The following is a 25,034-nucleotide window of genomic DNA, read 5'->3' as shown; positions in this document are numbered from 1 at the left end:
AGTTTAAAATCTTGCTGGCTGGTACGGAAAGGATTAGTAGGCCGGATAAGGCAAAGCCGCCATCCGGCAATACACTGGGCGCAGGCTTACGCCTGGAAGGGGCCGGTTTTGTCCAGCACGGCCTGAATAACATTTAACGCGCCGTGATGGTTGTTATCATCCGTTTGATAATCGGCAATCGATTTAATGCTCTCGGCAGCATTTTCCATCGCAAACGCGTATTTCACCAGCTTCAGCATCTCGGCATCGTTGCCGCTGTCGCCAATCGCCACGCACGCCTGCGGTGAGACATCCCAGCGCTTGAGCAGACGGCTGATACCATTGGCTTTATGCAGGCCGGGAATAATCAGATCGATAAAACCAAAGCCGCTGGTGACCGGCTTCATCACACCATCAAGGGCGATGCGCAGTTTATCAATCAGCAGAGGGATCTGTTCATCGGATAAGTTGAGCGAGAATTTAAACAGCTTATCGTCGATATCCGTATAACGGGCGACGCGCTTGAGGCGGTAGTAGTGCTTTGACATCAGCGCCACAAACTCATCGGGCGCGTTTTCGCTGACATACGCGCTTTCCAGACCGCAGGCCACAAAGTTGAGCGTTTTATCCTTCAGCAGCTCGCCAATCACTGTTTGCGATTCGTGATGGGTCAGTTCACCGTGGAAAAGCTGTTGCCCATGCTCATACACCAGCGCGCCGTTTTCAGCGACGAAGGAGATGCGGTTCTGGATTTCCGGGAAGAAGGTGATGAGCTGGTAATACTGATTCCCGCTGGCAACGACGAACTCAATGCCACGCTGTTGAAGCTGTTCAAACTGCGCCAGAAAACGGTCACGATCGTACTTTTTGGCGTCATTAAGAAAAGTTCCGTCCATATCGGTGACGATAACTTTAACGGTCATACTCAGTGCTCCTGATGTAACTGCGACCAGAAACATTCTAATTACAATGTGACCGAAACCACAAATTTATTTCATATGAAAGTATGAGGGCGTGGGTTAATGTGCTTGCTGTTGCAATTCCTCCACCGCCACGCCGGTTATCGCGCTGACTTTTTCACGATCGAGGCCTTCTTTGAGCAACGTTTGTGCGATGCGTTGCGCGGCGATTCGCTGGCCTTCTGACAGACCTTCTTCACGTCCTTTTTGGTGTAGCTGTTCCGCAATTGTCATCAGAGTCTCCCTGTGCTTTGGCGCTCGCTGCGCCAGTTTCTCCAGCAATGCGCTACAGTTCTCGGTATTTCCTTCCACGAACATGTAGTTAACCAACGCCTTTAACTGCGTTTCCGTAGTGTATCCCAACAGCAAAAGAGTCACCAGTTGCTCAAGCAAACCTGAGAGGTCGCGCTGGCGAATATGCTTTTGTAGCAACTCGAGCAGCGCCATTCTGCGGTGTTGCATGATGTCGTCATCCGGTGTGACGGTGATATCCACCAGCGGGAAGGCATTGTAGAAAACCTGGCGTGCCAGGTCGGGATCGTCAAACTCGTCAATCCAGTCCATTGAATGGGGATAGGGGCTTTCCTCGCCGTGATAAAACAGAATCGGAATGACCAGTGGAATGGTTTTATGGCCGATATCCAGATGGCGCTGCATCGCCGCGATGGCGTAGCGCATCAGGCGAAAAGCCATATGATCGTCCGGCGAGCTTTGGTGTTCGATGATGACGTAAATATAGCCTGCACCGTTACTGGTTTGCACAGAGTAGAGCACATCGGAATAACGTGAGCGCAGTTTTTCATCCAGAAAACTTTCGGGCTCGAGCTTCAGCGTATCGAGGTTGCAGTGGGGGCGTAAAAAGGGTGGCAGATGTGCTTCAAGAAAGTCGCGCGCGGTTTCACCGTGGCGCAAAAACGTTTTGAAAATCGCATCATGAGGCGTGGCGGGAAATTTGGTTTTCATGGCTGTCCGTGCCGGTTGTTGAAGATGGGCGGACTGTAGCACTCGTAAAATGGTATGTATTTTTGGTGTGATTATCCTGCGAGGCGACTCGGAAAACGGCCCGGTGAGACGTCAAAAAGCCGGGTTTCCCCGGCTTGAAACATTGCCTGATGCGCTGCGCTTATCAGGCCTACAGAGTTTGTGCAATGTATTGAATTTGCACTATTTAGTAGGCCGGATAAGGCGTTTACGCCGCATCCGGCAAGGGCTTACAGCGTATGTTCCGTTCGCGCGATGATATCGTCCTGCGCATCCGGCGACAGGGCAGTGAAGAACGCCGAGTAACCTGCCACGCGCACCACCAGGTCGCGATACTGATCCGGGTGTTTTTTCGCTTCCAGCAGCGTTTCGCGGGAGACGATATTGTACTGAATATGCCAGCCTTTATGCACTTCGAAGAAGGTCCGCAGCAGCATCATCAGTTTCTGTTTATCGCTCTCGTTATCCAGCGTCGCCGGGTTCAGCTTCTGGTTCAGCAGCACACCGCCGAGAATCGCCGAGGTCGGCAGTTTACCGACTGAACTGATAACCGCGGTCGGCCCCAGATGGTCAGTACCCGAAGCCGGGCTTGCGCCTTCCGCCAGCGGGGTTTTGGCTTTACGGCCATCCGGCGTTGCCATGGTTTGTGCGCCAAACGGTACGTTTGCCGAGATGGACGAGGTGCCAGCGTAATAGTTGCCGCCAATCGGGCCACGGCCGTAGCGTGGGTTATGATACTGCTTCAGTTCGTCGATATAGGTCTGGTAAGCGCGCGCCAGCAGGGTATCAACGCTATCGTCGTCGTTGCCGTACTTCGGTGCGCCGTTGATCAGGCGTTGACGAAGCTGTTCATGCGTCAGCCCTTCGTAATCTTCCGCCAGCGCTTTCGCCAGTTCCTGCTGGCCAATCAGCCCCTGCTCGAAGACCAGTTTTTTCACCGCCGCCAGGCTGTTGCCGAGGTTGGCGATACCGACCTGTAAGCCGGAAACCCAGTCATACTTCGCGCCGCCTTGCTTGATGCTTTTCGCCCGCTCGATGCAGTCATCAACCAGCGCCGAGCAGAGAATGTCATGGACGTTCTCTTCCAGCATCGTATCAACGACGTACTCAATTTCGATCGACTTGCGAGTGTAGTAACGAATCTGCGTATCCCATGCCTCCAGCACTTCATCGAAGTGGCTGAAGTTACCGGCAGAGAGCGCTTTCTGCTGACCGAGGAACACCTGCTGGCTGGTGGCGTCGCGGCCGCCTTCCATTGCCGCCAGCATCACGCGAGCGAAGTTGATAAAGCTCATACCGGTGCAGCGATAGCCCCATTTGCCGCCGACGGCGGTTTCAATGCAGCCGATGGCGGCATAGTCATACGCGTCCTGCTTTTCAACGCCCAGCTTGATAAATTCCGGAATAACGATCTCATCGTTGTTAAACGCCGGCATGCCGAAGCCGCAGCGAATCACCTGCACGCAGGCGTCGAGGAAGTCGTTGCTCATGCCTGCGTGATAACGCACGCTCAGGTTCGGCTGGGTGGAGCGCAGGCGACCGCAGGATTCGAGAATAGCGTAAGAGAGCGGGTTCACCGCATCCTGCGCCTCGCCGTTGACCAGTTTCTGGCCGCCGATGGTGACGTTCTGATACAGCGGGCTACCGGCAGAGGCTTTGGAGTGTGAGCCGGAGCGGATTTTGTTCACTTCCAGCAGTTTCAGCCAGCAGCAATGTAACAGCTCAATGGCGTGCTCGCGGTCCAGCGTCTGTTCCAGCTCGACGTCGCGGCGATAGTACGGATAGAGATACTGGTCCATACGGGCGAAGGAAACCGAGTGGCCGTTGGACTCAATTTGCAGAATCAACTGAATGAAGTAGCACAGTTGCAGCGCCTGCCAGAAGGTTTTCGGTGGTTCATGCGCAATGACATCGCAGTTTTCCGCCATCGCCAGCAGTTCATCGCGGCGGCTTTCGCGGGTCTCTTCGGCGGCCATCTTACGCGCCAGCTCGGCAAAGCGCGCAATGTGCAGGCTTACCGCATCGAGGACGATATCAATCGCTTTCAGGAACTGCTCACCGTGCAGATCGTCCAGCACGGTCAGGTTAATGCGCGTGCGGCGTTCGGCCACTTTAGCGCGCATACCGTCGAGGCCTTTTTCCAGCAGCAGCGGGAAGTTTACCGCCAGATGCGCGTCGCCGGAGGTCATATTGCCTTCGGCTTTGATAATTCCGGTGGCCAGCAGCGCTTTTTGTTCATCGGTAAACATACCGTAGCAGCGATCCTGCACGGTCTGGCCGCGCCACCATGGGCACACTTCGTGCAGCACGCGTTTGTTTTCGTCGCTCACCGCGAAACCAGCACCCGGGCGATCCGCCAGGTCGTCAATCTCTTTCTCAATCCAGCTCACGGTATATTCCGGGAAGATTGGGGCGGCACGTACTTCGCTTGCCTGGTTGCCGATGATCAGCTCGTCGTGCTTGATCCAGATAGTGCGTTCCGCCAGGTGATGCGCCAGCGCCAGCGCGCGGCGAACCGGAATCGGTTTATCCAGATGTTGTTGATAGGCTTCGGTGTAGTGGCGTGCGCGTTCAGTACAGACCGGCGGCTTGACGATATTTACCAGCGCCAGTTTATGCGCTTTGATACGGTCGGTCAGTTTGTCGAGCGTCAGAGTGGTCATCAGATTATCCTCGTAGGGTCGCCGTTAAGCCTTTTTCGCGCGCATACTGCCGGGCAAAATCCAGCAATTCCGGGTCGTCGAGCGGCTTGTCGGGGGCATTGTAGGGTTGGCCAAGCAGCGAATATTTATTGATGCCCAGCGTGTGATACGGCAAAAAGTGAATCTCCTGCGCGCCCAGTTTGTCGGCAGCAAATTCGGTAATGGCTTTGATGGAATCAACATCCGCGTTAAAGCCCTGAATCAGCGGCACGCGAATGGTCATTTTTTTCCCTGCCGCCGCAATACGTTGCAGGTTATCGAGGACGCGTTTGGCGGAGCCATCGGTCCAGGTTTTGAAGCGCGCGTCGTCAACGTGTTTCAGGTCGGCGAGAAAGAGATCGATATAGGGCAGCGCAGGTTCCAGATAACGCCACGGTACGTGCAGACAGGTTTCCACCGCCGTGTGAATACCTTGCTCATGGGCGTTTTTCAGCAACGCCAGCGCCAGATCCGGGTTCATAAACGGTTCGCCGCCGGAGAGCGTCAGCCCGCCGCCGCTGCGATCGTAAAAGGGTTTATCGCGCAGGACGGTTGCCATAATCTCATCGACGTTTTTCTCTTCGCCGCACACGGTAAGCGCCAGGGTGGGGCAACAATCGCTAAGCACGGCGAGATGTGTTTGGTTAAGCTTCTCGCGGTGGATAAGCAGACCATTCAGCGCGCGTTCAATCACCTCAGGCGCCGCCTGATGGCAAAGGTCGCATCCTTCAAGGCACAGACGCGGATCGAACAAGAGATCCTGCTCGCGGGAGCGACTTTCCGGGTTCTGACACCAGCGACAGCCGAGCGAGCATCCCTTAAGGAAAACAACGGTGCGGATGCCTGGGCCGTCATGGGTGGAATAGCGCTGAATATTGAAAATCATAGGTTGCCCTCATCTTTCGTATAAAGATTTAAATACTTTCGAATGAAAGTTATTTTGACGCAAATCAACCAAACGTGAGGTTTGTCCGTGGTAGTGTTAAAGCATGCTCAATCTCACGGTTTAAGGAACGGCGATGGAACTCTATCTCGACACTTCTGATGTAGCGGCAGTGAAAAAGCTGGCGCGGATTTTCCCTCTGGCGGGCGTGACCACCAACCCGAGTATCGTTGCCGCAGGTAAGAAACGTCTCGACGTTTTACTGCCTGAGCTGTACGAGGCAATGGGCGGGAAAGGTCGTCTGTTTGCGCAGGTGATGGCCACCACTGCCGACGGTATGGTGAACGATGCGCACACGCTGCGCGCGATTATTCCCGATCTGGTGGTGAAAATTCCGGTCACCGCGGAAGGGCTTGCGGCAATTAAGCTGCTGAAAGAGGAAGGTATTCCCACGCTGGGTACCGCAGTTTACGGTGCCGCGCAAGGTTTGCTGTCTGCATTGGCCGGGGCAGAGTATGTTGCGCCTTACGTCAACCGTGTAGATGCTCAGGGCGGAAACGGTATTCAGACCGTCTGTGAATTGCAGGAACTGCTGACGCTGCACGCGCCGCGCGCCAAAGTGTTGGCCGCAAGCTTTAAAACGCCGCGTCAGGCGCTGGACTGCCTGCTGGCGGGCTGTAAATCGATTACGTTGCCGCTGGATGTTGCGCAGCAGCTGATTAGCTATCCGGCGGTGGACGCCGCGGTGGCGAAATTCGAGCAGGACTGGCAATCGGCGTTTGGCCGTACTTCGCTGTAACGCACCTGATTCCCGACAGCGCGTGCTGTCGGGAAGCGATTAATGAAGATATTACGTCCGAATCGGTAACACGCCCGTTGACGCAGGCAGGGTTATCTGGCTAACCGTTTCCCCCCGCCAGCAGGTTAAATAGCTGCCTTCTTCGTCCTGCCTGAGTGTGATCTTCGTTATCGGGCTGACTGCGTCAAAATCCCACACACAAACAAACTGTGCGGTTTTTTGCAGGCTTCGTAAAATCACGTAGCTCAGATCGCTAATTGCCGGATTGCCTGGCGCGTTACCCTGCCACAACTCTCCATCGCCCGCGAACCATAGCGTGATTTCTCCCCGAGGATGGCGGAACTGACGGCGCTGAAAATCATTCAGCGGCGAAACCACGCTATTACGCAGGATGCTAAGCGGGCCAGTGGTCGAGAAGATGGCTGACTGCCCTTGCATATCCACGGCCTGCGCATCCAGATGCAGCGTCCAGTCAAGCTGTTGCTCATGCGGATTCACGACATCCGAAACGTCGATCAGCATATCATCCACCCACAGCACTCTGCGGCGAAACTGAATGTCTTTCCAGGCATCGACATCCCACTCCACGCGCGTGTGGCTGTTCAGCTGCGGCGCGGGCTTTCGCCAGTCAACGTGGCTGTCGAGCCAGAAATAATCTGCGCCCTGATGCCAACCGGAAACCTGCGGCGTGGCGGGCGGTTGATTGGTCTGGTTGACGCTAAGCGTGTTATGCGTCGCGCTGTTTTTGTAATAAGCGTAATGCATCGCCGCCCCGTAGCCGGTAGTACCGAGATCCGGCAGAATGGGGAAGTGCTTATCCCAGATCAACACGCTCAGGCGATCGTAGTGATCGTGCTCGCCACCGTAGGGAGAGTGCTTGATCAGCACCGCCTGGCCGTTTTGCGGCTTGCGCCACAGGCTTAAGCCTGCGCCCGGCGCGTACAGAGAGGTTTCTGGAATAAGGGATGCCTGGGTTTCCGGCAGGGCATTATCACGCCAGAGCACGGTTTCCATGTCCTGAGTCTCTTCGCCGAGGAAATGCAGCACCTGGGCGTAGCGCGGTTCGTGATACAAAAACCACGCGAATTCATAGACATCGCGATGGTGTAGCGTCTCCTGTCCGGCGATGCAATCATTCAGGCGCGGGAAGGTGCCGTCGGGCATCAGCAGGGAAAGCGGAAAATCGAGCATGTGCCGATAGTAAGGAAGATGCCGCAGGCTCCAGTACGTGCCGTAAGCCAGTTTTTCAAAGGCCATAAAGCCCTGTAGCGCATAGTAGTGATAATGCACCGATCCTTCGAACCACAAGCCTTCCTCCAGTAGGCCATGCTCCAGCTGCCAGCGAAGCCCGTAGGGCTGATTGACGGCAAAATCAAGTAGCGAATCGTCTGCAAGAATAAAGCCGATCACCGCAATTGCCGCGCTAATCTTGACCTCATGGTTATGAATTTGCGGGCTGCGGTGAGCCATCAAAAACGTGGCGGCCTCGCGCAGCAGGCGCTGGCAAATTGCGTGCTGCTCAGACAGTGATAACGCATCGGCGATAAAATCGTAGCCCAGCGCCATGTCCAGCACACAGTTGGCTTCGCACAGGGTTTGCGCGTTCATCTTACCAGGCCCGTTGTGCGGAATATTGCCGTGCTCCTGATAGCCGGGATAGTACTCGGCGTAGCGGGTTAATATTTCCGCCGCTTTATCGGCATAACGTCTTTCTCCGGTGAGTTGCCACAGCAGGCCCAGCTGGTAGCAGGCCTGCGCATTACGCCCATTCATTTCGCGCCACCACGCGCTGTCATAGGGTTCGCCGCTGAATATCTGGTTATCAATCGGGCAGCGATGCTGCGTCGGGGAGTGGCGATCCCATATCAGCCTCACGCCGTGTTCGGGGCAAAAGTAGTAGAGATTCCAGCTGGCAATTCCCGTCTCTGGCACCTGCGGAGGGGCGCTGAGAACGGGTTCAAGCCCACGGATTAACGCTTCAACCTGGGAACCGCGTAAGGCTCGTTCGCGAATCGCATCCCAGCGATGAATAAATTGCTTCATGGTTTGCTTATCCTTTGCATCAATGCGCGAGCGGCAGCGGGCTGATGAGCGTGGTGATGTCGTCCGGGTATTTCGCCTGCAACCAGCGTGCTTTTTGCGTGAAGGCCGCATCGTCAGGCCACGCATGAGCAGCAGAAGAGACATTAAACAGCGCCTTTTTGTCATCCCATTTGTCGATGTCTTTCCATGGCCAGGCGGTTTTGCCCTCCACAAATTGGGTGATGTAAGCGTAGCCGTTGCGCAGGCTGTGATCGTCGAGGGTGAAATTCCAGATATCAACGCCCACTTTCTCGCCCAGACGTCCCAAACGGCTATAAGCTTCAAGGTTAAAGTTGCTGTAGTGCCATGGGCGAGTGCGTTCAAGTTCGGCAGTCTGGCGGCCCTGAATATCAAAATGCCCGGCGATGCGGCGAAGTTGGGTTATTTGTAGCTGTTTTTTCGCTTCTTCCGGTTTTCCGCTAAACCAGGCAAATGTCGCTGCCTGTAGATCAAACCAGGAACCGTGGTTGTTATGCCAGTTCTGCTCTTCAAAACCGTTCTGGCTGGTCATCATCCAGTGCCAGAAATCGCCATACCACGCCTGAAGTTTCTGATAATCGCTATCGGAAAGTTGTTGCGTGCCGTGCAGCAGTTCAATGGCATCCACGACGTCAACCAGCGCGCGGCTGTCAATGATGCCGATACCGCGGCCATCGTTGATGCCCGGAATTGCCTGCGCATATTGCAGATTGGCGTTCATTTTGGTCTGTGGATTGAGGAACCAACTGTTGATTTGCGCTACGGCCTTTTCAGCGTAACGTTTGTCCTGCGTGAAATACCAGGCCAGCGACAGGGTGTACACATCGTTGCTCATTTTTACCAGCCGGTTTTTATCCGTAGCATCGCTGTTGGCGGCTGGATTGGTTTCACCATCTTTGCGGATGTAGGGCAGGCCGTCTTTTTTGTCCGGATCGGGCCACCAGTAGGGCGGGAAGCTGTAGTAGTCATGTTTATCGCCGCTCACCGCGACCAGCGTTTTATCCATCACCGAAAACAGCGGATGCTTAAGCGCGGCGTCAGCGCGTTTCACCAGCGCATCACGAGCCTGAAGGAACGCGGGCGCTTTCGCCGTAATTTGCTGTTGGCTGAACGCCAGATCGTCTGGCGAGAGAATGGCGGGTTTCAGCGGTGTTGCTGCGTACAGCGATGCGCTGATGCCGAGTGACAGTACCGTCAAACATAGAGCTCCACTATATTTCGCGATATTCATTCTTTTATACCCTTAGTTAATGTCAGGATGTCTGCTGAAAATATGTTTTCAGCGCCACTGAGGTGGATGCATGAAAAATGAAAATAAACGTCTTGCAGTATTTTAATACCGCATAAAACAACGTTTCCGATTTAATTTGTCGCAGTGTAAAAGAGCTTGCAGGAAAAAATGTGATGTAGATCCTTCCTGACATCAACATGGAAAATTAGCCCCAAAAGTGTGTGTGTGGTCACGGAATATCGCATAATTCAAAAAAAGTAAAAAAGATAAATAAAAACCATAAAATATTAACTTATTGATTCAATGATGAATTTTTCTGTTGTATAAATTTTAGCCAAAAAATAGTGTGACCCATGACATGTTTTTCAATTTCGAAACGCTATTTCTATTTTGCCCCGTTGTATTTGAAAAAAGCATTCTATTAAATGAAGGTTAATATTGGTTTGGTCTGTTTTAAGAGAACCGGTAATACCTCGTTGCCCTACAATAAAAGGATATGAAAATGTCTGGAAATAAATTTCGCTCGTTACTTCTGTTAACAGCATTGGGACTGGGATGCGGGCAAACCTTTGCCAGCACAACGCTGAATGTCTGGATTCGTGCGAGCAATGACTCAAAGAATATCTATAAAAATGAAGCTGAAGCCTTCGAGAAGAAAACGGGGATCAAGATTGAGTACTTCAATGCGACGACCGATTTCGAACAGCGTCTGGCGCGTGCCGCGGCGGGTAATGCGCTGCCCGACCTGATCTTCAACGACGCTACGGCGCTGGGGCAGTTCATCCAGCTCGGCATTGTCGATGAAATTAAACCCGAGTCAATTTCCGGCAGTCAGGACATCTACCCAACGGCCTGGGAGAGTACCCGCTACGCCGATGGTAAATACTACGGCGTGCCAACTTCCGCGCAAACTTTTGCCCTGTTCGTGCGTAAAGACTGGCGCGAAAAACTGGGCCTGCCGCAGCCGAAAACCTGGGACGATATTCTGGCGATGGCGAAAGCGTTCACCACGCAGGACCCGGACGGCAACGGTAAGCAGGATACCTACGGGTTTATCGTTCCGGGCTCAACCACGCGCGGTTACGCCAGCTGGTTTATGAGCAGCTTTATCTGGCAGGCAGGTGGCGACTATGTCGAGAAGAAAGGCGATAAATTTACCGCCACGCTGAATACGCCGGAAGTTGCGCAGGCAACGCAGTTTGTACGCTCGCTGCTGTGTGAAAAATTGGCCCAGCCGGGGGCGATCAACGCCACCACCGCCGATGTTATTCCCTCTTTCCGTTCCGGTCAGTCCGGGATGTTCTTCACCGGGCCGTATCACATCGCGCTGATGGATAAAGATCCCGGCAAAGATAAGTACGAAATCGTCAATATTCAGGGGCCGAAAAGCGAGGCCACGCTGGCGGAAGGCACCACGGTCTTCCTGATGAAGGGCAGCAAGCAGAAAGAAGACGCGCGTAAATTTATCGAATTTATGATCTCCAAAGAAGGGCAGGAGATCGGCATGGGGAAAGGCAGCAAAAACATTCCGGTCGTTCGCCTGCCGGTGAACAAAAACGTTAACGTTGAGCAGGTGTATCAGGACCCGCGCTGGAATACCTTTGCCGCCCTTTATAACAGCCACGGCCGCTACGTGCCGCAGATCCCGAACTGGACGCCAGCGCGCCAGGTCACGGCAGATGGCTTTAACCGTATTTTTGCCGATTGTTCCAGCGACATTCCAAAAGAACTGAACGCCATGAACGAGAAGCTTAATCAGGAACTGGCAAAGCAAAACGTGCTGGCTAATTGAGGTCCCGGTTAATGACACTACACGAAAGTAAAATTGCTACACCGCAACGCAAAGAGGCCGATGGCGTTCGCTGGTTGACGCCTGCCCGCAAGCGCGCGCTAATCCCGTGGATTTTCCTCGCCCCGGCGCTGATCATTTTTACCTGGTTCAAGTTCATCCCCATGATTCAGGGGCTGGTGATGAGTTTCTACAAGGTGAACTTTAACCAGCCCAATGAGTGGGTTGGCGGCGCAAACTTTGCGCGCGCGTTTGCCGATACGGAATTACATTCGGCGGTGGCGAATACCTTCCTGTACGTACTGGTCACCATGGTGGTTGCTGCCGTACTGGCTTTTTTCCTTGCGATGCTGCTCGAAGGCCCTGCGCGCCATTTGCGGTTCATTCGAACCGCTATCTTTTTGCCTGCGGTCACCAGTGCGGCGATCGTGGCAGAAATGTGGCGCATTCTGTTTAACCCCACGCCAAATGGGGTGGTGAACCACATCCTGAGCTGGTTTGGGGTGGCGGATCAGGGCTTCCTTGCCAGCAGCGACCAGGCGCTGTGGGTCATTATGCTGCTGCATATCTGGAAAGCGGTGCCGTACAACATGGTGATATTTATTGCAGGCCTCGCCGGGATCAGCCGCGACCTGTATGACGCGGCGAACGTGGATGGCGCGAACTGGTGGAATCGCCTGCGCTATGTCACGTTACCGGGGATGATTCCGGCGCTGTCCGTGGTGTTGATGCTGTCATTTATCCGTGGTTTTCGCGTGTTTGCCGAAGTCTACGCCACGACCGGCGGCGGGCCGTCTAACGCCACCGAGATGATCATGACGCATATCTACAAACTGGGCTTTGAGCAGTTCGATTATGGCTATGCTTCTGCCGTGTCGTTCCTGCTGTTCGCCTTCACCGTGGTGCTGACCATTTGCCACCTGACGTTGAAAAAACGCATTGCGCGTTACTAAGGAGACAACATGTTAAGTAAACGTTGGGACACGGCAGGGCGCTGGTGTATCTATCTGTTGTTATTAATTGTATTTGTAGGGCCATTTTGGGGCATTGTCGCCACAGCATTCAGCGGCGCGCCGGTTAAACCCGGTGAACTGCTGGCCTGGCCGAAATCCTTCTCGCTGGAGAACTTTATCTTCGCCTGGCAGGATATCGGTGTCTGGCAGTACCTGCTGAACTCCATTCTGGTGGTCTTTTTCGGCACCATTTTGCAGGTATCGGTCAGCGCGCTGGCCGCCTATGCGCTGGCGCGAAAGAAGTTTCGCGGTGTCGCGCTGGTGAGCCTGGTTATTCTTTCAACCATGATGCTGCCGGAAGAGGTGATCGCCATTCCGTTGTACATGATCATCAACTGGCGCTTACCGTTGATCGATGCCTCGCTGTACAACAGTTATCTCGGCATGATCCTGCCCGTCGTGGGCTGGGCGTTCTCCATCTTTGTGCTGACCGAGTTTATGTCTGCTATCCCGAAAGAGCTGGAAGAAGCCGCGCGTATTGATGGTGCAAACGAATGGCAAATCTTCTTCCACGTCATTCTCCCGCTGGTGAAACCGGCGCTGGGAACGGTGGTGACCTTCGGTTTCATCATGATTTGGGACCAGTATCTGTTGCCGCTGATCGTCATTAACCAGGACAGCCTGAACACCATTCCGGTGATTCTGGGGACGCTGCGTACCGATGAAAGTATCACGCCGAATATTTTCATCGCCATTACGCTGCTGGCCATGCTGCCGAGCATCATTGTTTACCTGGGTCTGCAAAAACATTTCAATCGCGGGATTATGTCCGGCGCGGTTAAAGGATAAGGAGTCTGCTATGGGATCTGTTGTACTGAACAATGTCCGTAAATCATACGGCGACGCGCACGTGATTAAAAATGTCTCATTGACGATTCCGGATGGCGAGTTCTGCGTGCTGGTGGGGCCAAGCGGCTGCGGGAAATCGACGCTGCTGCGCATGATTGCCGGGCTGGAGGAGATCTCCGAAGGTGATATCCATATTAATGAACGCGTGGTGACTGACGTCGAACCGAAGCTGCGTGATATCGCGATGGTGTTCCAGAGCTACGCACTGTATCCGCAAATGACAGTACGCGAAAACATGGGCTTCGCGCTGAAGATGGCGAAGCTGCCGAAAACAGAAATCAGTCAAAAGGTGGAAGAGGCGGCGGAATTATTAAACCTGACGCCACTGCTGGAGCGTCTGCCGAAAGATCTCTCCGGCGGCCAGCGCCAGCGCGTGGCGATGGGGCGCGCCATCGTGCGCAAGCCGCAGGTTTTCCTCTTCGATGAGCCGCTCTCCAACCTCGACGCCAAGCTGCGTACTCAGGTGCGCGGCGAAATTCGTGAATTGCACCGTCGCCTGAAAACCACCTCGGTATATGTCACCCACGATCAAATCGAAGCGATGACCATGGGGCAGATGATTGTCGTGCTGCGCGATGGTCGCATCGAGCAGGCCGGGACACCGCTGGAGCTTTACGACCGTCCGGCAAATCTGTTTGTCGCCGGGTTTATTGGTTCGCCGGAAATCAACCAGCTTAAAGGCGAAATTGTGCTGGATGGCGACATTGCTCAACTACGGCTGCGCGACGGCTCGTTGCTGCGTTTGCCGGGCGACATTAATGTCACTCAGGGGCAGCAGGTGGTTTACGCCATTCGCCCGGAGCAGGTCAATGTCGTGGGCCAGGCCCAGGAAGATGCGCTGGGCGCGGTGATCACCGCGATTGAAAATACCGGTTCAGACATGCAGTTATTTTGTGATACAGGCGGCGGGGCCTTTACCTCAGTGTTTAAGCAGCGCCTGGCGGTGAAGGAGGGCGAGAAAGTGTGGCTGCAACCGAAGCTTTCCGGCGTGCATTTGTTTGATGCCGCATCGGGTGAGCGTATTGCCAGCAAGGGGGAGTAGCGCCGTGGCGATGAAACTCTACACCCTCGATGAAATCTGTCTGGAAAATGCCCGGCTGGGGCTGAAGCAGCCGTTTTCGCCGCTTCAACTGGCGCTAAGTCGCCTGGTGAACGATGCCGACGCATTAAAACGGACGCCGCCGGAAAGCGTGGTGCATAAAAAACTGCGCCCGGCGAGCGGCGATGCGCACGATTACTACAGCCTGGGCACCTACTGGTGGCCGAATCCGCGCAGGCCCAACGGCCTGCCCTATATCCGTCGAGATGGGCATACCAATCCGCAATGTGAAAATAATGACACTGACACCACGCGTATTATCCGCATGTGCGAACGCTGCCTGACGCTGGGGTTGGCGTGGTATTTCACCGGACATAAACAGTACGCCCAGGCGGCAGCGGTGCAAATTCGCTGTTGGTTCCTTGATGGCGATACGCGGATGAACCCGCATCTGAACTACGGCCAGGCAATTCCTGGCGTAGTGTCTGGCAGAGGCACCGGGCTTATCGACACGCGTTTGCTATGGATGGTTATAGATACTATCGGCCTGATTTCACCCGCTGGTGTGCTGGATACCGACGATATCATTGGCCTGCACCAGTGGTTCCGCGATTTTAACCACTGGATGTACTACAGCGATATCGGCCATTCGGAATATGTCTGGCACAACAACCACGGAACCTGGTATGACGTGCAGCGGACGGTGAACGCGCTGTTTTACGGTGATAAAGGGCTGGCGTCGCGGATTATCGAGCAAGGATTCACCCAGCGAATGGCGGCGCAGATTGACCAGGACGGTAAACAGACCATGGAGCTGGAGCGTACGATTCCTTTCCACTATTCGTTGTTCAATCTGGAAGCGCATTTATTATTAAATCGCTACGCCGAACATGTTGAAATCGATCGCTGGAATCATATTCGTGATGGGCGGGGAGTAAAAAAAGGTATCGATTATTTGGTGCCTTTTATCCGCGAACCTGATTTATGGCCATACAGTGATTTGCAGGGTATTGTCTGGGATAGCGCAACGCGCGTTCTGCTCCAAACTCTGCGCGGATATCATAAATATGCCGAGCAATACCGTGATTTATTAACGACCTTCCCACAGGAAACGATGAGTCTGAAAGAGCAACTTATGTGGTGCCCTCCGGTACGCAGAGTCTGACAGACCTTTTTACAGGCAGGGTGCGGCGTTAACGCCGCGTCCGGCCTGCTGCTGTACGCCACTTAGTGATAATGTAAGGCCCGGTTATTCCGGGCTTTTTTGTATTTGTTATTCTTGGTGCTAATAATTATAAATAACTGCAAATTATATATTTTTTAATAAAAATAAAATCAAAACAATATTTCAATTTAACTTGATAATGATCTCATTTTTATTTTCAAATGAATGACAGAGCTATTTTTTATATTTACTATTTCTCCTGAAGTACAGGATGAATGTCTGCGGCATGTTTAATGATCTTCTCATTAAGCAACAGGGAGCTATTACTTCTAAAAAATACTTCTGCCGCCTTTTTGTAATATCAGAGGAAAATAGCGTGAAAAAAATAGCTACCTTTATTGCACTTGCCCTGGTCAGTGCATCGGCAAGTGCTGTCACTATCGATCTGCGTCATGAATATACCGATGATAGTCAGGTTCAGAAAGATCGTTTATTGATTTCTCACCGCTTTGCCAATGGCTTCGGTATTTCGATTGAGGGCAAGGTAAAGTCTGGCGGGGATGATCAGGACAAGGCGTTTCATGATGTTGTAGATAACGGCGATGAATATGTTGTGAGCTACCAGTTCACCGCCGCGCCTGGTTTCTCGGTGCAACCCGGCTTTGCGCTGGAAACATCATCTTCAAAAGCAATTTATAAACCTTATATTCGTGGCCAATATACATTTGATAACGGCATTTATATCGCTGGGCGTTATCGCTATGAATATACCCGCGATACGTCAGCCGGTAAGGACGATGAACATATCAACCGTGGCGACCTGTGGCTGGGTTATAAAATTAAAGCGTGGGCTTTTGAAGGCAACTATTTGTATAAGAAGAGCGAAGACTACGATCGCTTTAATAACGGCAAAGACGATTACGAGTTGAACTTAAAAGTTGCCTACAGCATTGATAAAAACTGGAAGCCGTATGTGGAGCTGGGGAACGTTTCCGTGCGTTCGACAACGGATGAACGCCAGACGCGTTACCGTGTTGGCTTGCAGTACACATTCTAAAGCTGAATAGGTTGCCTGATGGCGCTGCGCTTATCCGGCCTACCCACACCTAACCCGTAGGCCGGGTAAGCGTAAACGCCACCCGGCAAACAGGCCGCTCCGTGTTACCCGCACACCTCACACCCTGGGTTGCGCATCAGCTTCATTTCGCGGAACTGGCAGGTCATCGCGTCATACATCACGATTTTCCCGGCGGCAGGCGTGCCGTAATGGGCGATCACTTTGATTGCTTCCATCGCCTGTAAGGAGCCAATCACGCCAATCAGCGGCGACATCACGCCTGCTTCTACGCAGGTTAGTGCATTTTCGCCAAACAGGCGGCTCAGGCAGCGGTAGCACGGTTCGCCGTCCTGCCAGGTGAAGACGTTGATTTGCCCCTCCATACGAATGGCGGCGCCGGAAACCAGCGGCGTTTTATGGCGAAAGCAGCCTGCATTCAACTGATTGCGCACCGCGACGTTATCGGTGCAGTCGAGCACCAGATCGTGCTGTGCGATCAGCGCCCACAGCGCGTCGTCGTCAAGCATCGCGTTATGCGTCACCAGATGCGTATGCGGGTTAATCCGCGCCAGCGCATCACGCGCGGAATCCACTTTAGGCTGGCCGATAGTGGCGTCGCTGTGCAGCGTCTGGCGCTGAAGGTTAGAGAGCGCCACGGTGTCGAAATCGACCAGCGACAGTTGCCCGATACCGGCGGCGGCCAGATACTGCGTCGCCGCGCAGCCCAGCCCACCGAGGCCGACGACCAGCACTTTCGCTTCTTTCAGCCGCTCCTGCCCGTCGAAATCAAAGCCGCGCAGAATGATTTGCCGGTTATAGCGCATCATCTCCGCATCGCTGAGTTCCGCTGCCATTACAGGCCTCCCAGCAGATGATTAAACGGTTCCACTTCGACCCATTCGCCTGCTTCCACATGGCCGCGTTCGCGTTCCAGTACGATAAAGCAGTTACCCTGGCTGAAGGAGCTGAAAATATGCGAGCCCTGATGGCCGGTGGTGCTGACGGTCAGTTCACCGTTAGCGTCGCGCTGCAAAATGCCGCGCTGGAAATCGAGGCGGCCCGGCGATTTTTTCAGGCGCGAGGCGGCACGCACGCGCAGGCGTGGCGCTTGTGTAGAGCCGGTGAAACCGCTCAGTTTCGCCAGTAGCGGCTGTACCAGTTGGTAGAAGGTGAGCGCCGCAGAGACCGGGTTGCCCGGCAGGCCGCAGAACCAGCTGTGGCTCAGTTTGCCAAACGCGAACGGTTTGCCCGGTTTAATCGCCAGCTTCCAGAAGCCGATTTCGCCCAGTTCATCGAGAATGGTTTTGGTGTAGTCCGCTTCGCCGACGGAGACGCCGCCGGAGCTGATGACCACGTCAGCTTCGCTATCCGCTTTGATAAACGTCTGACGCAGCTGTTCCGGGTCATCGCGAATAATGCCAAGGTTAATCACCTCGCAGCCCAGCTGTTCCAGCATCAGATGCACCGCCAGGCGGTTGGTGTCATAAATCTGACCGTCGCCCAGCGGCTGGCCAGGCAGTTGCAGCTCGTCACCCGTGGAGAACAGCGCCACGCGGATTTTGCGAACCACCTCAACTTCAGGGATACCCAGCGAAGCCAGCACCGGCAGTTCAGCCACCGTCAGGCGCGTACCGGCCGGGAAAACCACCGCGCCGCTGGCGATATCTTCCCCACGACGGCGGATGTTCTGGCCCGCTTTCACCGGGGCAATAAAGCGCACGCCTGCGTCAGTTTGTTCGGTTTGTTCCTGCATCACAACCGCGTCGCAGCCCGCAGGAACCGGCGCACCGGTCATAATGCGGATGCAGCTTCCGGCAGGCCATTCACCGTGATACGGCTGACCGGCAAAGGCTTTCCCCGCGACCATCAGCGGTGCGTCGGTGGCGATATCGCTCAGGCGCACGGTGTAACCGTCCATCGCTGAGTTATCAAAACCGGGTACGTCGAGCGGCGAAACGACATCGCGCGCCGTGATACGGCCAAACGCCTGCACAAGCGGAAGCGATTCTGAAGTGTTGAGCGGGGTGATTCTTCCGAGCATCTGGCTCAGCGCATCATCAAGCGGGATCAGGCCGGCGGTAAAATCCATGGGTAAACTCCTGGGAAAACATCGAATCCGCCCATTATGGCAGAAAAGCGCCGCCCGCTGTATTCCACCAGAGGCGTATCTTTATTCAAAAATCGAATAGGTTTGACGCCACGATAATGATATTTATAGATAAAGTTATTTAATGACAGGCAATGAAGAATCCATGGGAAAAGCAGTGATTGCGATTCATGGCGGTGCGGGGGCAATTTCCCGCACGCAGCTCTCGGCGCAGAAGGAACTGGAGTACGTTGAGGCGCTTTCCGCGATTGTGGAACAGGCGCAGCACATGCTGGAGGAGGGCGCGAGCGCACTCGACGTTGTTACCGAAGCGGTGCGCCAGTTGGAAGAGTGTCCGCTGTTTAACGCCGGGATGGGTTCGGTTTTTACCGCCGATGAAACGCATGAACTGGACGCCTGCGTGATGGACGGTTATTCGCTGAACGCGGGGGCGGTAGCTGGGGTAAAACATCTGCGTAACCCGGTGCTGGCGGCGCGGCAGGTGCTGGAAAACAGCCCGCACGTGCTGTTGATTGGCGAAGGCGCAGAAGCATTCGCGCAGCAGCAGGGGATGGAGCTTGTGAATAACGCGTTCTTCTCCACGCCTGCGCGTTTGCAGCAGTTACAGGAAGCCAAAGCGCAGGGCGCGGTTAGCCTCGATCATGACGCCCCGCTCGATGAACGCAGCAAAATGGGCACCGTGGGCGCGGTGGCGCTGGACAAACACGGTAATCTGGCGGCGGCGACTTCCACGGGCGGCATGACCAACAAACTGCCCGGCCGCGTTGGTGATAGCCCGCTGGTTGGCGCAGGATGCTACGCCAATAATGCCAACGTGGCGGTCTCCTGCACCGGCACTGGGGAAGTCTTTATCCGCGCGCTGGCGGCTTACGACATCGCGGCGCTGATGGAATATGGCCACCTGAGCCTGCACGATGCCTGCGAACGCGTGGTGATGGAAAAACTGCCCGCGTTGGGCGGCAGCGGCGGCCTGATTGCTATCGACAGCGAAGGCAACGTGGCGTTGCCGTTTAACAGCGAAGGGATGTATCGCGCCTGGGCCTATGCAGGCGACACGCCAACCATCGGCATTTATCGGGAATAAGGGGACGTTGCTTGCCGCACTCTGAACACCTCGATGCACAGAATGTCCTGAGCGTTCAGGATCTCTGTGTTACCTTCGGCCAACAGCAGGCCGTTCGCCAGCTTAGTTTTAGCCTTAAGCGGGGCGAAACGCTGGCTATTGTCGGCGAATCGGGGTCCGGAAAATCCGTGACCGCGCTGGCATTGATGCGTCTGCTGGAGAGTGAAAACGCTCACGTGCGCAGCCAACAGATGCTGTTGCGCCGCCGCAGCCGCGACGTTATCGAGATAACAGAGCAGTCGTCTGCGCAGATGCGCAATGTGCGCGGTGCGGATATCGCGATGATTTTTCAGGAGCCGATGACCTCGCTGAACCCGGTGTTTACCATCGGTGAGCAAATTGCGGAGTCTATTCGCCTGCATCAGGGAATGGGCCGCGAAGAGGCGCTGGCGGAAGCGAAGAAAATGCTGGAACGCGTGCGCATTCCTGAAGCGCAGGCGATGCTGGCGCGTTATCCGCACCAGCTTTCCGGCGGCATGCGTCAGCGGGTGATGATTGCGATGGCGCTCTCCTGTCGCCCGGCGGTGCTGATTGCCGATGAACCCACGACGGCGCTGGATGTCACCATTCAGGCGCAAATCTTACAGCTTATCGACGTGCTGCAAAAAGAGATGTCGATGGGCGTGATTTTCATTACCCACGATATGGGCGTGGTGGCGGAAATTGCCGACCGCGTGCTGGTGATGTATCAGGGTGAAGCGGTCGAGACGGGCAGCGTCGAGGCGATTTTCAGCGATCCTCAACATCCTTATACCCGCAAACTGCTGGCGGCTGTGCCGACGCTTGGCGAAATGCGCGGCAGCGATTTGCCGCGCCACTTTCCGGAATTGGATTCGCCCGCGTCTGACATTGAAGAACAAAATACCGTGGTTGCCGGCGAGCCGGTGCTTCAGGTGCGTAATCTGGTTGCGCGCTTCGATATACGCAGCGGCTGGCTGAATCGCGTGACCCGCGAAGTGCACGCGGTCGAAGACGTCAGCTTTGATCTCTGGCCCGGCGAAACGCTGGCGCTGGTGGGGGAATCGGGCTGCGGAAAATCGACGACCGGGCGCGCGCTGCTGCGACTGGTCGAGGCGCAGAGTGGCACCATCACCTTTAACGGCGCGCGGATCGATACGCTCTCCGCGCATCAGCTTCAACCCCTGCGCCGCGATATTCAGTTTATCTTTCAGGACCCTTATGCGTCGCTCGACCCGCGTCATACGGTGGGTTACTCGATTATGGAGCCGCTGCGCATTCACAAGAAGCTGGAAGGCGAGGCCGCGCAGCAGCGCGTGGCCTGGCTGCTGGAACGTGTGGGCTTGCAGCCGGAGCACGCCTGGCGTTATCCGCATGAGTTTTCCGGCGGCCAGCGTCAGCGCATCTGTATTGCCCGCGCGCTGGCGCTGGAGCCGAAAGTGGTGATTGCCGATGAATCGGTTTCGGCGCTGGATGTGTCGATTCGCGCGCAAATTATTAATCTTCTGCTTTCCTTACAGCGGGAGATGGGCATTGCGTTTCTGTTTATTTCACACGATATGGCGGTGGTGGAGCGCATCAGCCACCGCGTGGCGGTGATGTACCGTGGGCGAATTGTTGAAATTGGGCCCCGGCGCGCCGTTTTTGAAAACCCGCAGCACCCTTACACCCGCAAATTACTGGATGCCGTACCGGTAGCCGATCCCACGCATCGTCGGCCGCAGCGCGTGCTGCTCTCTGACGAACTGCCGGGCAATATTTATAAGCGGGGAGAAGCGGTGGTGAGCGTCCCGTTGCAGCAGGTTTCGCCGGGGCATTATGTGGCCCGCGAACCGATGGCGAACACGCTCTTGCGAGAATAATAATGACAGGCAGGGTACTTCAGGAGAACAACATGACACAACGCGTATCAGGTAAATGGCTTCTGGCGCTGGGCGTGGCTTCCGCGCTGGCGGCATCCCCGGCGTTTGCCGCCAAAGATGTGGTGGTGGCGGTCGGCTCGAACTTCACCACGCTCGACCCGTATGACGCCAACGACACCCTGTCACAGGCGGTGGCGAAGTCGTTCTATCAGGGGCTATTTGGCCTTGATAAAGAGATGAAATTGCAGAACGTGCTGGCGGAAAGCTACACGGTTTCTGACGATGGGCTGAACTATACGATCAGGCTACGTGAAGGCGTGAAGTTCCAGGATGGCACCGATTTCAACGCCGAAGCGGTGAAGGCTAACCTGGACCGCGCCAGCAATCCGGAAAATCATCTCAAGCGTTATAACCTGTATAAAAATATCGCCAAAACCGAGGCGGTGGATGCCAGTACCGTCAAAATCACCCTGAAACAACCGTTCTCGGCGTTTATCAATATTCTTGCTCACCCGGCGACGGCGATGATCTCTCCGGCGGCGCTGAAAAAATATGGTAATGAAATCGGCTTCCATCCGGTGGGCACCGGGCCGTATACGCTTGATACCTGGAATCAGACCGATTTTGTGAAGGTGAAGAAGTTTGACGGTTACTGGCAAAAAGGTCTGCCGAAGCTGGATACCATCACCTGGCGCCCGGTTGTCGATAACAATACCCGCGCGGCGATGCTGCAAACGGGGGAAGCGCAATTTGCCTTCCCGATCCCTTACGAGCAAGCACCGTTGCTGGAGAAGAATGCCAACCTGGAGCTGGTTGCCAGCCCGTCAATCATGCAGCGTTACATCAGCATGAACGTGACGCAAAAGCCGTTTGATAACCCGAAAGTACGCGAAGCCGTTAACTATGCGATCAATCGCCAGGCGCTGGTGAAGGTGGCATTCGCTGGTTATGCCACGCCGGCGACGGGTATCGTTCCGCCGTCGATTGCCTGGGCGCAAAGTTACCCTGCGTGGAAGTACGATCCGGCGAAAGCGCGTGAACTGCTGAAAGAGGCGGGCTACCCGAACGGCTTCAGCACCACGCTGTGGTCATCGCATAATCACAGCACCGCGCAGAAAGTGTTGCAGTTTACTCAGCAGCAACTGGCGCAGGTCGGTATTAAAGCGCAGGTGACGGCGATGGATGCCGGGCAGCGTGCGGCGGAAGTTGAGGGCAAAGGGCAGAAAGAGAGCGGCGTGCGCATGTTCTATACCGGCTGGTCCGCCTCAACGGGCGAAGCGGACTGGGCGCTGTCGCCGCTGTTTGCCTCGCAGAACTGGCCGCCAACCCTGTTTAACACCGCGTTTTACAGCAACCCGCAGGTGGATAAAGACCTGACCGAGGCGCTGAAAACCACCGACACGAAACAGAAAGCCAGCCTCTATAAAGCGGCGCAGGATACGCTCTGGAAAGAGTCGCCGTGGGTGCCGCTGGTGGTTGAGAAACTGGTTTCCGCACACAGCAAAAAACTGACTGGCTTCTATATCATGCCGGATACCGGTTTTAGCTTCGACGAGGCGGATCTGAAGTAAGGTTCTGCCCCCTGCGCGGGGGCTGAACACAAGGAGAGTCATGCTCAACTATGTCATTAAACGCCTGCTGGGGCTTATCCCGACGCTACTGATTGTGGCGGTGCTGGTGTTTCTGTTTGTTCATATGCTGCCGGGCGACCCGGCGCGCCTGATTGCCGGGCCGGAAGCTAATGCCGACGTTATCGCGCTGGTGCGTCAGCAACTGGGGCTGGATCAGCCGCTATACGTGCAGTTCTGGCACTATATTACCAACGCGATTCAGGGGGATTTCGGCCTGTCGATGGTTTCGCGTCGCCCGGTTTCGGAAGAGATTGCCAGCCGTTTTATGCCCACGCTGTGGCTGACGCTTGCCAGCATGGTCTGGGCGGTGATTTTCGGTATGGCGATGGGGATTGTCGCCGCCGTCTGGCGTAACCGCTGGCCGGACCGTCTCGGCATGGCGATTGCCGTTACCGGGATTTCCTTCCCGGCCTTTGCGCTGGGCATGCTGCTGATGCAGGTTTTTTCCGTCGAACTCGGCTGGCTGCCGACGGTGGGCGCGGATAGCTGGAAGCACTATATTTTGCCGTCGCTGACGCTGGGTGCGGCGGTGGCCGCCGTCATGGCGCGCTTCACCCGCGCGTCGTTTGTTGATGTGCTCAACGAAGACTATATGCGCACCGCACGGGCGAAAGGCGTCAGCGAGCGGCTGGTTGTGCTCAAGCACGGCCTGCGCAACGCGATGATCCCGGTCGTTACCATGATGGGCTTACAGTTTGGCTTCCTGCTGGGCGGCTCGATTGTGGTGGAGAAAGTGTTCAACTGGCCGGGGCTGGGCCGGTTACTGGTCGATTCGGTCGAGATGCGCGACTATCCGGTGATTCAGGCGGAAGTGCTGCTCTTTTCGCTGGAGTTTATTCTTATCAACTTAGTGGTGGATGTGCTCTACGCCGCCATTAACCCGGCTATCAGGTATAAATAAGTGCGACTACTTAACTGGCGACGCCAGGCCGCTCTCGATGCGCTGCCGACGATTCACAGTACGCAACCGCGCACGCCGTGGCGTGAGTTCTGGCGTCGATTCCGTCATCAGCCGGTGGCGATGGCGGCGGGGATATTCATTCTGCTGCTGATTGCGGTGGCGCTGGTCGCGCCGTGGATTGCGCCTTTCGATGCGGAAAACTATTTCGACTATGACCGGCTTAATGAGGGGCCGTCATTAATACATTGGTTTGGCGTCGATTCGCTGGGCCGCGACATTTTTAGCCGTGTGCTGGTGGGGGCGCAAATCTCGCTGGCGGCGGGGGTCTTTGCCGTGCTGATCGGGGCGGCTATCGGCACGGTGCTTGGGCTGCTGGCGGGGTATTACGAAGGCTGGTGGGATCGCATCATCATGCGCATTTGCGATGTGCTGTTCGCTTTTCCGGGGATCCTGCTGGCGATTGCCGTGGTGGCGGTGATGGGGAGCGGCATGACCAACGTGATTATCGCGGTGGCGATTTTCTCTGTGCCCGCCTTCGCGCGCCTGGTGCGCGGTAATACGCTGGTGCTTAAGCAGCAAACCTTTATTGAATCGGCGCGTAGCATTGGCGCGAACGATCTCACGATTATTTTCCATCATATTTTGCCGGGTACGGTGTCGTCGATTGTGGTCTATTTCACCATGCGAATCGGGGTGTCGATTATCTCGGCGGCGAGCCTCTCTTTCCTCGGCCTGGGCGCACAACCTCCGACGCCGGAGTGGGGCGCTATGCTCAACGAAGCGCGCGCGGATATGGTGATGTCGCCGCATGTCGCGCTCTTTCCGGCGATTGCGATATTCCTGACGGTGCTGGCGTTTAACCTGCTGGGTGACGGGCTGCGCGATGCGCTTGATCCGAAAATTAAAGGCTAGATATCTGTTTGCGTGTTTTAGCGTTAAATAAAACATGCAAACAGAACGGAACTC

20 protein-coding genes are annotated in these 25,034 nt (G+C 55.2%); 12 read left to right on the top strand and 8 right to left on the bottom strand.

Annotated features, from left to right (window positions below):
• Nucleotides 1-86 precede the first annotated feature (86 nt).
• The 4 genes from ACWWFX_RS13655 to ACWWFX_RS13640 form a co-directional block, all read right to left on the bottom strand.
• On the bottom strand, nt 87-902 hold the full coding sequence (locus tag ACWWFX_RS13655) for a Cof-type HAD-IIB family hydrolase (protein ID WP_473224041.1): 816 nt from the start codon (nt 900-902) through the stop codon (nt 87-89).
• A 96-nt stretch (nt 903-998) separates the two neighbouring features.
• Nucleotides 999-1,901 carry an Rpn family recombination-promoting nuclease/putative transposase gene (locus tag ACWWFX_RS13650; protein ID WP_473224040.1) on the bottom strand — a complete coding sequence of 301 codons (903 nt, stop codon included), beginning with the start codon at nt 1,899-1,901 and terminating at the stop codon, nt 999-1,001.
• A gap of 248 nt (nt 1,902-2,149) precedes the next feature.
• Complete coding sequence (locus ACWWFX_RS13645; protein WP_473224039.1) at nt 2,150-4,582, bottom strand: formate C-acetyltransferase/glycerol dehydratase family glycyl radical enzyme; 2,433 nt, start codon at nt 4,580-4,582, stop codon at nt 2,150-2,152.
• Between the two features lie 4 nt (nt 4,583-4,586).
• Nucleotides 4,587-5,486, bottom strand: coding sequence for a glycyl-radical enzyme activating protein (locus tag ACWWFX_RS13640; RefSeq protein ID WP_473224038.1), 900 nt, complete (start codon nt 5,484-5,486; stop codon nt 4,587-4,589).
• A 133-nt stretch (nt 5,487-5,619) separates the two neighbouring features.
• Here ACWWFX_RS13640 and fsa point away from each other — a divergent pair, with 133 nt between their 5' ends.
• Nucleotides 5,620-6,282 carry a fructose-6-phosphate aldolase gene (gene fsa, locus ACWWFX_RS13635; RefSeq protein ID WP_231827895.1) on the top strand — a complete coding sequence of 221 codons (663 nt, stop codon included), beginning with the start codon at nt 5,620-5,622 and terminating at the stop codon, nt 6,280-6,282.
• Between the two features lie 51 nt (nt 6,283-6,333).
• On the opposite strand, the gene ACWWFX_RS13630 is transcribed toward fsa, so the two are convergent.
• Both ACWWFX_RS13630 and ACWWFX_RS13625 read right to left on the bottom strand, forming a co-directional pair.
• A complete protein-coding gene (locus tag ACWWFX_RS13630; RefSeq protein WP_473224037.1) occupies nt 6,334-8,325 on the bottom strand; it encodes a heparinase II/III domain-containing protein in 1,992 nt (663 codons plus the stop codon).
• 19 nt (nt 8,326-8,344) lie between these two features.
• Nucleotides 8,345-9,574 carry an alginate lyase family protein gene (locus tag ACWWFX_RS13625; RefSeq protein WP_456147475.1) on the bottom strand — a complete coding sequence of 410 codons (1,230 nt, stop codon included), beginning with the start codon at nt 9,572-9,574 and terminating at the stop codon, nt 8,345-8,347.
• Nucleotides 9,575-10,076: 502 nt separating this feature from the next.
• Here ACWWFX_RS13625 and ACWWFX_RS13620 point away from each other — a divergent pair.
• The 6 genes from ACWWFX_RS13620 (at nt 10,077) to ACWWFX_RS13595 (ending at nt 16,486) form a co-directional block, all read left to right on the top strand.
• Nucleotides 10,077-11,366, top strand: a complete 1,290-nt coding sequence (locus ACWWFX_RS13620; RefSeq protein WP_473224036.1) for an ABC transporter substrate-binding protein — start codon at nt 10,077-10,079, stop codon at nt 11,364-11,366.
• Nucleotides 11,367-11,377: 11 nt separating this feature from the next.
• Complete coding sequence (locus ACWWFX_RS13615) at nt 11,378-12,316, top strand: carbohydrate ABC transporter permease (RefSeq protein WP_456147477.1); 939 nt, start codon at nt 11,378-11,380, stop codon at nt 12,314-12,316.
• Nucleotides 12,317-12,325: 9 nt separating this feature from the next.
• Nucleotides 12,326-13,165 (top strand): carbohydrate ABC transporter permease, encoded by an 840-nt coding sequence (locus ACWWFX_RS13610; protein WP_456147478.1) that lies wholly within the window; start codon nt 12,326-12,328, stop codon nt 13,163-13,165.
• 10 nt (nt 13,166-13,175) lie between these two features.
• Nucleotides 13,176-14,267: an ABC transporter ATP-binding protein gene (locus ACWWFX_RS13605; protein WP_276218167.1), complete on the top strand. Its 1,092-nt coding sequence runs from the start codon at nt 13,176-13,178 to the stop codon at nt 14,265-14,267.
• Between the two features lie 10 nt (nt 14,268-14,277).
• Entirely contained in the window at nt 14,278-15,429 is a 1,152-nt protein-coding gene (locus tag ACWWFX_RS13600; RefSeq protein ID WP_473224064.1) for an alginate lyase family protein, read from the top strand.
• 376 nt (nt 15,430-15,805) lie between these two features.
• Nucleotides 15,806-16,486 carry an oligogalacturonate-specific porin KdgM family protein gene (locus ACWWFX_RS13595; protein ID WP_473224035.1) on the top strand — a complete coding sequence of 227 codons (681 nt, stop codon included), beginning with the start codon at nt 15,806-15,808 and terminating at the stop codon, nt 16,484-16,486.
• Between the two features lie 104 nt (nt 16,487-16,590).
• Here the strand turns inward: ACWWFX_RS13595 and moeB are convergent, their stop codons facing one another.
• Nucleotides 16,591-17,340 carry a molybdopterin-synthase adenylyltransferase MoeB gene (gene moeB, locus ACWWFX_RS13590; RefSeq protein ID WP_473224034.1) on the bottom strand — a complete coding sequence of 250 codons (750 nt, stop codon included), beginning with the start codon at nt 17,338-17,340 and terminating at the stop codon, nt 16,591-16,593.
• The gene (gene moeA, locus ACWWFX_RS13585; protein ID WP_473224033.1) at nt 17,340-18,575 is read right to left on the bottom strand and encodes a molybdopterin molybdotransferase MoeA; all 1,236 of its coding nucleotides are present in this window, start codon (nt 18,573-18,575) and stop codon (nt 17,340-17,342) included. The genes moeB and moeA overlap by 1 nt, the downstream gene beginning before the upstream one ends.
• Before the next feature lie 163 nt (nt 18,576-18,738).
• On the opposite strand from moeA, the gene iaaA reads away from it, so the two are divergent.
• Genes iaaA through gsiD form a run of 5 tightly spaced genes read left to right on the top strand, consistent with a single transcriptional unit; the run spans nt 18,739 to nt 24,980 of the window.
• On the top strand, nt 18,739-19,677 hold the full coding sequence (gene iaaA, locus ACWWFX_RS13580) for a beta-aspartyl-peptidase (RefSeq protein ID WP_473224032.1): 939 nt from the start codon (nt 18,739-18,741) through the stop codon (nt 19,675-19,677).
• Between the two features lie 11 nt (nt 19,678-19,688).
• Complete coding sequence (gene gsiA, locus ACWWFX_RS13575; RefSeq protein ID WP_473224031.1) at nt 19,689-21,536, top strand: glutathione ABC transporter ATP-binding protein GsiA; 1,848 nt, start codon at nt 19,689-19,691, stop codon at nt 21,534-21,536.
• A 32-nt stretch (nt 21,537-21,568) separates the two neighbouring features.
• Nucleotides 21,569-23,107 (top strand): glutathione ABC transporter substrate-binding protein GsiB, encoded by a 1,539-nt coding sequence (gene gsiB / locus ACWWFX_RS13570; protein ID WP_473224030.1) that lies wholly within the window; start codon nt 21,569-21,571, stop codon nt 23,105-23,107.
• A 40-nt stretch (nt 23,108-23,147) separates the two neighbouring features.
• On the top strand, nt 23,148-24,068 hold the full coding sequence (gene gsiC, locus ACWWFX_RS13565) for a glutathione ABC transporter permease GsiC (RefSeq protein WP_473224029.1): 921 nt from the start codon (nt 23,148-23,150) through the stop codon (nt 24,066-24,068).
• Entirely contained in the window at nt 24,069-24,980 is a 912-nt protein-coding gene (gene gsiD / locus ACWWFX_RS13560) for a glutathione ABC transporter permease GsiD (protein WP_276218151.1), read from the top strand.
• The last annotated feature ends 54 nt before the right edge of the window (nt 24,981-25,034 follow it).

This window comes from Pseudocitrobacter sp. 2023LY-00077 (genome assembly GCF_055796175.1).
Note: the sequence above shows the minus strand (reverse complement) of the source record. Positions and strands in the feature narration are given on the sequence as shown.

Bases quoted from the DNA above. Each gene is read 5' to 3' on its own strand.
- ACWWFX_RS13655 (WP_473224041.1), bottom strand. From the start codon at position 902: ATGACCGTTAAAGTTATCGTCACCGATATGGACGGAACTTTTCTTAAT.
- ACWWFX_RS13650 (WP_473224040.1), bottom strand. From the start codon at position 1,901: ATGAAAACCAAATTTCCCGCCACGCCTCATGATGCGATTTTCAAAACG.
- ACWWFX_RS13645 (WP_473224039.1), bottom strand. From the start codon at position 4,582: ATGACCACTCTGACGCTCGACAAACTGACCGACCGTATCAAAGCGCAT.
- ACWWFX_RS13640 (WP_473224038.1), bottom strand. From the start codon at position 5,486: ATGATTTTCAATATTCAGCGCTATTCCACCCATGACGGCCCAGGCATC.
- fsa (WP_231827895.1), top strand. From the start codon at position 5,620: ATGGAACTCTATCTCGACACTTCTGATGTAGCGGCAGTGAAAAAGCTG.
- ACWWFX_RS13630 (WP_473224037.1), bottom strand. From the start codon at position 8,325: ATGAAGCAATTTATTCATCGCTGGGATGCGATTCGCGAACGAGCCTTA.
- ACWWFX_RS13625 (WP_456147475.1), bottom strand. From the start codon at position 9,574: ATGAATATCGCGAAATATAGTGGAGCTCTATGTTTGACGGTACTGTCA.
- ACWWFX_RS13620 (WP_473224036.1), top strand. From the start codon at position 10,077: ATGTCTGGAAATAAATTTCGCTCGTTACTTCTGTTAACAGCATTGGGA.
- ACWWFX_RS13615 (WP_456147477.1), top strand. From the start codon at position 11,378: ATGACACTACACGAAAGTAAAATTGCTACACCGCAACGCAAAGAGGCC.
- ACWWFX_RS13610 (WP_456147478.1), top strand. From the start codon at position 12,326: ATGTTAAGTAAACGTTGGGACACGGCAGGGCGCTGGTGTATCTATCTG.
- ACWWFX_RS13605 (WP_276218167.1), top strand. From the start codon at position 13,176: ATGGGATCTGTTGTACTGAACAATGTCCGTAAATCATACGGCGACGCG.
- ACWWFX_RS13600 (WP_473224064.1), top strand. From the start codon at position 14,278: ATGAAACTCTACACCCTCGATGAAATCTGTCTGGAAAATGCCCGGCTG.
- moeB (WP_473224034.1), bottom strand. From the start codon at position 17,340: ATGGCAGCGGAACTCAGCGATGCGGAGATGATGCGCTATAACCGGCAA.
- moeA (WP_473224033.1), bottom strand. From the start codon at position 18,575: ATGGATTTTACCGCCGGCCTGATCCCGCTTGATGATGCGCTGAGCCAG.
- iaaA (WP_473224032.1), top strand. From the start codon at position 18,739: ATGGGAAAAGCAGTGATTGCGATTCATGGCGGTGCGGGGGCAATTTCC.
- gsiB (WP_473224030.1), top strand. From the start codon at position 21,569: ATGACACAACGCGTATCAGGTAAATGGCTTCTGGCGCTGGGCGTGGCT.
- gsiC (WP_473224029.1), top strand. From the start codon at position 23,148: ATGCTCAACTATGTCATTAAACGCCTGCTGGGGCTTATCCCGACGCTA.